Source organism: Synechococcus sp. CCAP 1479/9 (assembly GCF_019038535.1).
GTDB lineage: Bacteria > Cyanobacteriota > Cyanobacteriia > PCC-6307 > Cyanobiaceae > Cyanobium.
The window spans coordinates 22,060-28,496 of sequence record NZ_JAFKRK010000036.1 but is presented as its reverse complement, the minus strand read 5'-3'; the positions used below and the strand labels follow the sequence as shown (position 1 = coordinate 28,496).

The 6,437-nt window shown below is 73.1% G+C and carries 8 protein-coding genes and 2 tRNA genes; 3 read left to right on the top strand and 7 right to left on the bottom strand.

Features of this window, described 5'->3' with window-relative positions; all coding sequences use genetic code 11:
- The 6 genes from KUG38_RS14290 to KUG38_RS14265 form a co-directional block, all read right to left on the bottom strand.
- Nucleotides 1-672, bottom strand: a 672-nt coding sequence (locus KUG38_RS14290; protein WP_216922750.1) for a LysM peptidoglycan-binding domain-containing protein, incomplete at its 3' end; no start/stop codon positions are given.
- Between the two features lie 59 nt (nucleotides 673-731).
- Nucleotides 732-2,120 (bottom strand): aldehyde dehydrogenase family protein, encoded by a 1,389-nt coding sequence (locus KUG38_RS14285; protein ID WP_286196069.1) that lies wholly within the window; start codon nucleotides 2,118-2,120, stop codon nucleotides 732-734.
- Between the two features lie 68 nt (nucleotides 2,121-2,188).
- The gene (locus KUG38_RS14280) at nucleotides 2,189-2,773 is read right to left on the bottom strand and encodes a hypothetical protein (protein ID WP_216922748.1); all 585 of its coding nucleotides are present in this window, start codon (nucleotides 2,771-2,773) and stop codon (nucleotides 2,189-2,191) included.
- Between the two features lie 58 nt (nucleotides 2,774-2,831).
- Nucleotides 2,832-3,557 (bottom strand): GAP family protein, encoded by a 726-nt coding sequence (locus KUG38_RS14275; protein ID WP_286196068.1) that lies wholly within the window; start codon nucleotides 3,555-3,557, stop codon nucleotides 2,832-2,834.
- Nucleotides 3,558-3,684: 127 nt separating this feature from the next.
- A tRNA-Thr gene (locus KUG38_RS14270) sits at nucleotides 3,685-3,756 on the bottom strand.
- A 10-nt stretch (nucleotides 3,757-3,766) separates the two neighbouring features.
- Nucleotides 3,767-3,848, bottom strand: a tRNA-Tyr gene (locus KUG38_RS14265).
- 81 nt (nucleotides 3,849-3,929) lie between these two features.
- Here KUG38_RS14265 and aroQ point away from each other — a divergent pair.
- Both aroQ and KUG38_RS14255 read left to right on the top strand, forming a co-directional pair.
- Entirely contained in the window at nucleotides 3,930-4,385 is a 456-nt protein-coding gene (aroQ, locus tag KUG38_RS14260; RefSeq protein ID WP_216922745.1) for a type II 3-dehydroquinate dehydratase, read from the top strand.
- Nucleotides 4,382-5,014, top strand: a complete 633-nt coding sequence (locus tag KUG38_RS14255; protein WP_216922743.1) for a MiaE family protein — start codon at nucleotides 4,382-4,384, stop codon at nucleotides 5,012-5,014. The genes aroQ and KUG38_RS14255 overlap by 4 nt, the downstream gene beginning before the upstream one ends.
- Before the next feature lie 33 nt (nucleotides 5,015-5,047).
- On the opposite strand, the gene KUG38_RS14250 is transcribed toward KUG38_RS14255, so the two are convergent.
- Nucleotides 5,048-5,614 (bottom strand): 1,2-dihydroxy-3-keto-5-methylthiopentene dioxygenase, encoded by a 567-nt coding sequence (locus KUG38_RS14250; RefSeq protein WP_216922741.1) that lies wholly within the window; start codon nucleotides 5,612-5,614, stop codon nucleotides 5,048-5,050.
- Between the two features lie 99 nt (nucleotides 5,615-5,713).
- On the opposite strand from KUG38_RS14250, the gene cobI reads away from it, so the two are divergent.
- Nucleotides 5,714-6,424 carry a precorrin-2 C(20)-methyltransferase gene (gene cobI / locus KUG38_RS14245; protein ID WP_216922739.1) on the top strand — a complete coding sequence of 237 codons (711 nt, stop codon included), beginning with the start codon at nucleotides 5,714-5,716 and terminating at the stop codon, nucleotides 6,422-6,424.
- The last annotated feature ends 13 nt before the right edge of the window (nucleotides 6,425-6,437 follow it).

Below are 6,437 nucleotides of genomic sequence, written 5' to 3'. Positions count from 1 at the left end.
GGGCGGCGGGGGGCGGGCCGCTGGTGCCGGCGCGGGCCTGCTCGCCGTCGCGGCCGGCTTGGGCGCCGGCTTGGCAGCCGCGGGTCGGGCGGCCGGCCTGGGGGCGGGGGCGCTGGCCGGCTTCAGCCGTAGCCGGGTGCCGGATTCCACCAGGTCGGGATCGCTGATGCCGTTGATGGCGATCAGCTGCTTCATCGGGACGCCGTAGGCGTCGGCGATCTGGGAGAGGCTCTCGCCGCTGCGGACCACGTGCTCCGAGGCCTTGCGGTTCACGCCGGCGACCGGGGCGGCGCTGCGGGGGGAGGAGGGCACCACCAGCTTCTGGCCGGCTTCGATGTGGTCCGCCTTGCTGAGGCCGTTCAGCTGCATCAGGCGGCTGACGGTGATGCCGTGGCGTTCGGCGATTTCGGAGAGGGTTTCCCCGGGGGCCACGGTGAGGCTGCCGCCGGAGGCCCGGGGTCGCGCCGCTCCACCCGGCAACGTCAGGCTGCGGCCGGCTTCGACGAGATCGGGATCGCTGATCCCGTTGATCTTCATCAGGGTGGACACGCTCACCCGGTGGCGCGCGGCGATGTCGGAGAGGGTCTCACCGGGCTTGACGGTCACCTGGGCAGCCAGAGCCGGCAGCGGCAACACCATGGCTAGAGCCAGGGCGATGAGGGGGCGGCGCATGGGCACTAGGGATAGCTGATGGCACGTTAAGGGCCACGTCCAGGCCCGCCCAGCCCCCCTCAGCCCATCAGCCGACGGACCAGGCCGAGCTTGCCGGCGTAGGGGGGGAAGCGGATCGGGGGATCGGGCCGCAGCGACCGGCTGATCACGCTGCGCCGGTGCGAGAAGGTGAGGAAGCCGGCTTCCCCGTGGTACGCCCCCATGCCGCTGGGGCCGATGCCGCCGAAGGGCAGGTTGGCCATGGCCCCCTGGATCACCGTGTCGTTGACCACCAGGCTGCCCGAACCGCTGCCCGCCAGCACCCGTTCCCGCTCCGCGCCGCCGCCGCCGAACAGATAGAGGGACAGGGGTTTCGGCTGCCGGCGCACCAGGACCAGGGCCTCCTCCAGATCCGCCACCGTCAGCAGGGGCAGAATCGGGGCGAACAGCTCTTCCTGCAGCAGCGGATCCTCGTCGGGATCGTCGACCGCCACCACGGTGGGTTCGATCTTCCGCGCGGTTTCGTCCCAGCGTCCGCCCAGCAGCACCTGGCCCCTGGCCTCGGCCTGGGCCAGCAGCCCCTGGAGTCGCTCGAAGCGCGCCGCTCCGACGAGGTGTCCCAGGTCGGGGCTGGCGAGGGGATCCGGGCCGTACAGGGCCCGGGCCTGCTCGCGCAACGCCGCCACCAGGGCCTCCCGCACCCCGGCCGCCACCAGCACGTGGTTGGGGGCCAGACAGGTCTGGCCGGCGTTGAGGCAGCGGCCCCACAGCAGCCGTCGCGCCGTGATCGTTGGCTCCGCATCGGCCAGCACGATCGCCGGGTTCCGGCCCCCCAGCTCCAGCGTTATGGGGGTGAGATGGCGGGCGGCAGCGGCCATCACCAGCCGTCCCACCCGCTCGCCGCCGGTGTAGAGGATGTGGTCGAAGCGCTCCCGCTCCAGCAGCCCGGCGGCCACGGCCCCGTCGCCGCACACCACCTGGACCACAGCCGGGTCGAAGTGGCTGGCCAGCAGTTCGGCCAGCAGGGCCGCCGAGGCGGGGCTCAGTTCGGAGGGCTTGACCACGGCGGTGTTGCCGGCGGCCAGGGCATGCAGCAGCGGGTGGAGGCAGAGCTCGAAGGGATAGTTCCAGGCGCCGATGATCAGGACGCAGCCCAGGGGCTCGCTGTGCACCGCCCCCTGGCCCGGCCAGGCCCACACCGGCAGGGAGCGGCGGCGGGGACGCATCCAGCCGGCCAGGTGGCGGCGGGTGTGGCCCAGCTCCTGCCGCAGGGTCGCCAGCTCCAGGCTGCCCTCCATGGCGGGGCGGCCCAGGTCGCTGGCCAGGGCCGCCAGCATCCGCGGCTCCCCCGACTCCAGCAGGCGAGCCAGCCGCTGGAGCTGCTCCAGCCGCCAGGCCAGGGGCCAGGTGGTGCCCCCCTCCACCAGGGCGCGCATCGTCGCCACCGGCACCGTCAGGAAGGAGGACATGGGGTGGGCCCTTTTGGCCCAGGCTGGCAAATCGCGCCCCGCCACGGTCCCGCCGCACCCCCTGGCGCTCAGGTGCCGCCGCAGCCGGCCAGGAACACGGCCCGCCGCAGGTTGTCGAGCCTGGGGGAGGCGGGGCCTTCGAGGGCGTAGAGCAGGGCCAGGCCCAGGCTGAGGTCGCCCCGGTCGAAGGTCCGCTGGATGGCGGCCCACCACACGTCCGGATCGGTGCCCAGTGCGTCGAGCTCCCGCTGGGCCCGCCCCATCCGCTCGGCCGGATCTCCCTCCAGCTCGATGAGGGCGAAGTCGCCCTGGCGGACGCCCAGGGGCCGCAGCAGCAGCACCAGCCGCTGGCCCGGGCGGATCGGTGCCAGGGGCCAGGGGATCGGCCCCTCGATGGGCTCGCCGGGGAGGGCCCGCCGCTGCCAGAGCACCTCCCCCTCCCGTTCGATCCGCACCTCCTCCAGGGGTTCGGTGCTCAGGATCGTGGGGGCTCCGATCGGGACGGCGGCCACCGCCTCGGCCCGGGCGTTGAGCGCCAGCCTGGGGGTCAGCACGCAGACCGCGGCTGCCTGCAGCCGGGCGGCTCCAGGCAGCACGGCCAGGGCGAGGCCCAGACCGATCGCCAGGCAGGTCCGGCGCACGGCGGGGAGCAACGGGTTGCCGACCAAGGGGATGGGGGGACGCTAACGGCTGGCGCTCACCCGGCCTTGCTCACCCGCCCACGGTCAGCAGGTTCAGGCCGTGCAGCCCTTCGAACAGCAGGTAGGCCCCGAGCACCAGGGCGAGCACCCCCACAAGCCACTCGGCCTTGTGCTGCAGCCATTCCTCAAGACGGGTGATCGGCTCGCGGATCGCCCCGCCGCTGACCAGCCAGGCCAGGGGCGGCAGCAGCAGCAGGGAGCTGGCCATCAGGGTGAACAGCCCGGTCACCTCCGCGTCGGCGGTGAGGCCCGGGTCGTTGAGCAGCAGCAGGCCGGCCTCCTTGAGATAGAAGACCAGGTTTTCCGGGGTGAGCAGGGCGCTGGTGGCGCCGATCAGCACCAGGGTGAAGGTGCTGAAGTCGGGCAGCTGGTTCATCAGCCGCAGGGCCATGCCCTCCTCACCGATGTTGGCCTGGGGCGTGAGCTGATACAGGCCCAGGCCCACCAGCGCGCCGGCCCCGAGCAGGTCGATCAGCACCTGCTCCCGTTCGCCGTGGCTGAGGCTGATGGCGAAGGCCTCCCCCAGCACCATCAGCAGCACGATGGCCAGGGCATTGGCGGCCGCCCAGCCGGCCACGTAGGCCATGGCCCGCTGCAGCGGTGAGCGACCCAGCAGCAGCAGGGTGACCACCGCGATGTGCAGGGGGCTGAAGGCGATGCCGATCCCGAACAGGGACGACTGGGTGATCAGGGCCGGCGACAGGAGCGCAGGGACGCCGAGGACGAAGGGGGACAACAGGGGCGGCAAGCAGACCGTCCGGGCGGCGAAGGTCCCGCATTCTCGGGCATGTTCCCGGCTGACTGCGAACGGGACTGCAGCTCCGCCACAGGGTGGCCGGGGCGGGGAAGGGGCTGGGGGGGAAAGCCCTTGACGAGACTTGAACTCGTGACCTCTCCCTTACCAAGGGAGTGCTCTACCGCTGAGCTACAAGGGCATGTGGAAGGTGGGCCGGGTTGGATTTGAACCAACGTAGGCAGAGCCAGCGGATTTACAGTCCGCCCCCATTAACCACTCGGGCACCGACCCGAACCACACCCTCAGAACTTACCAGCCGACCTTCCCGCCACCCCCCAGCCCTCTCCGCCTCCCTCCCCTGCTTCCTCCCCGATGCGCCTGCTCGTGCTCCATGGCCCCAACCTCAACCTGCTCGGCCAGCGGGAGCCGGGCCTCTACGGCAGCAGCACCCTGGCGGCCATCAATGCCGCCCTGGAGCAGCAGGCGGCGGCGCTGGGGGTGGAGCTCACCTGTTTCCAGAGCAACCACGAGGGAGCCCTCGTGGACCGCATCCAGCAGGCCGGAGGCCAGGGCGGGAGCCCGGCCTGCGACGGGATCCTGATCAACGCCGCCGCCTACACCCACACCTCGGTGGCGATCCGTGACGCCCTGCTGGCGGTGGCCCTGCCCTTCGTGGAGGTGCACCTGAGCAACACCCACGCCCGGGAACCCTTCCGCCATCGTTCCCTGCTGGCGGACCGGGCCCTGGGAGTGATCTGCGGCTTCGGCCCCACCAGCTACCGCCTCGCCCTCGAGGGCCTGGTGGCCCACTTGCAGGCGGCGGCATGAGCGGCGCCTCCCTGCCCGTGGCGGCCGAGGCCCCGCAGGCTGTGGCGACCCGGGTGCGGTGGCTGGCGGCCCCCAGCAGCGCCGCCTGGCTGGAGCAGGCCCTGGCCCACCCGGAGCTGCTGCTGATCGACCATGCCCACTGCGAGCGCAAGGCGGCCGGCGCCGCCCTGCAGCTGATGTTCCGCTACCCCTCCGACGGGGAGCTGGCGGCCGTGCTCAGCCCCCTGGCCCGGGAGGAGCTGGAGCACTTCGAGCGGGTGCAGGCCCTGTTGGAGCGGCGCGGCCTCGGCCTGCGGGCCCTGGCCGCCCCGCCCTACGGCGCCGCCCTGGCCGCCCTGGTGCGCCGGCAGGAGCCGGAGCGGATGCTCGACAGCTTCCTGGTGGCGGGTCTGATCGAGGCCCGCAGCCACGAGCGGATGGCCCTGCTGGCCGCCCACAGTCCCGATCCGGAGCTGCGGGATCTCTACGCCGACCTGCTGGCTAGCGAGGCGCGCCATTTCGGCCTCTACTGGGTGCTGTGCGAACGGCGCTGGCCCCGGCCGGTGGTCAGCGATCGGCTCACGATCCTGGCCGCGAGCGAGGCGGAGATCCTGGCCAGCCTCCATCCCCAGCCGCGCATGCACAGCTGAGCCCTGCTGCGCAGGCAGCGCTGAGCCGTCCGATCAGGCCGCGGCCAGCACCTCCTCCAGGAGGGGGAAGCGCGTGGCGATCGGATCGCCGGTGAAGCTGGCCACCCAGCCATCGCTGTTGTCGAAGAAGCGCAGGGCGCAGAAGGACGGACGCTCACCGGTGTCGAACCAGTGGCGGGTGCCGGCGGGCACCCCGATCCAGTCGCCCTGCTCGCACACCACCTGGAGCACCTCGCCTTCGATGTGCAGGCAGAAAAGCCCGCGGCCCTCCACGAAGAAGCGCACCTCGTCCTCGGCGTGGGTGTGCTCGGAGAGGAACTTGGCCCGCAGGGCCTCCCGGTCCGGATGGTCGGGGCCGAGCCGGATCGCATCCACGGTGCGGTAGCTCCCCCCGGCCTGCACCCGGGCGATCTCCGCGGCGTAGGCGGCCAGGATCGCGGCCTGGTCGGCGTCCGTCGCCAAAGCGGCCGGCGTGGCCCAGCGCTCGAAGCGCACCCCCCGGGCCCCGAGTTCCCGGGCGATCACGTCGGCGTCGCTGCTGCGCAGCAGGGGGGCGGCGTGGCCGTCGCCGGCGGCGGAACGGATCACCAGGTGGGTCATGGGAGCGCTCCAGGGCGTTCTGGGGACCTGCAGCCTAGAAAGGTCTGCAGCGGACTTCCCCCCATCGCCGACCGTGCTGCCAGCGCCGGCCTCACCCTGGTGGGGGTGGGGCCCGGCGATCCCGACCTGCTCACCGTGGCGGCGGTGCGGGCCATCGAAACCGCCGACACCATCGCCTTCCCGGTCGCCCGCGAAGGGGCCGAGGGGATGGCGGCCGGCGTGGCCGGCCCCTGGATCGACCCCGGCCAGCGGCGCCTGCCCCTGGTGTTCCCGATGGTGGCGGCCGCCGAGCCCCGGCGTCAGGCCTGGCATGACGCCGCCGACCGGCTGGCGGCCGAGGTGGCCGACGGGCGGTCGGTGGTGCTGCTCTGCGAGGGCGACGTGTCCCTGTTCGCCAGCAGCAGCTACGTGCTTCTGGCCCTGCGGGACCGCCATCCCGCCCTGCCGGTGCGCCTGATCCCAGGGATCAGCGCCGTGGCGGCGGCGGCCGCCGCCGGGGCCTGGCCCCTGGCCCTGCAGCAGGAGGGGCTGCTGATCCGCCCCACCCCGGAGGAGCCCGGCCAGCTGGAGGACCTGCTGGCCCAGGCGGCGGCCGCTGGCTGGGTGCTGGCCCTGCTCAAGCTGGGGGGTCGCTGGCCCTGGGTGCGCCCGCTACTGGCCGAGCGGGGGCTCCTGGCGGGTGCTTTGTTTGCCCAGCGGGTGGGCTGGCCCGACCAGCGGCTCTGTCCGGCGGCCGAGGTGCCCGCCGCTGAGGTCCCCTACTTCTCCCTGCTGCTCATCCGGCAGGGGTGGCCGGCGGTGCTTCCATGACCGTTCGCGTTTT

What these genes read in the sequence shown, in the direction of transcription:
- KUG38_RS14250 (WP_216922741.1), bottom strand. Translation starts at nt 5,614, where the DNA reads ATGACCCACCTGGTGATCCGTTCCGCCGCCGGCGACGGCCACGCCGCC.
- aroQ (WP_216922745.1), top strand. Translation starts at nt 3,930, where the DNA reads ATGCGCCTGCTCGTGCTCCATGGCCCCAACCTCAACCTGCTCGGCCAG.
- KUG38_RS14285 (WP_286196069.1), bottom strand. Translation starts at nt 2,120, where the DNA reads ATGTCCTCCTTCCTGACGGTGCCGGTGGCGACGATGCGCGCCCTGGTG.
- KUG38_RS14255 (WP_216922743.1), top strand. Translation starts at nt 4,382, where the DNA reads ATGAGCGGCGCCTCCCTGCCCGTGGCGGCCGAGGCCCCGCAGGCTGTG.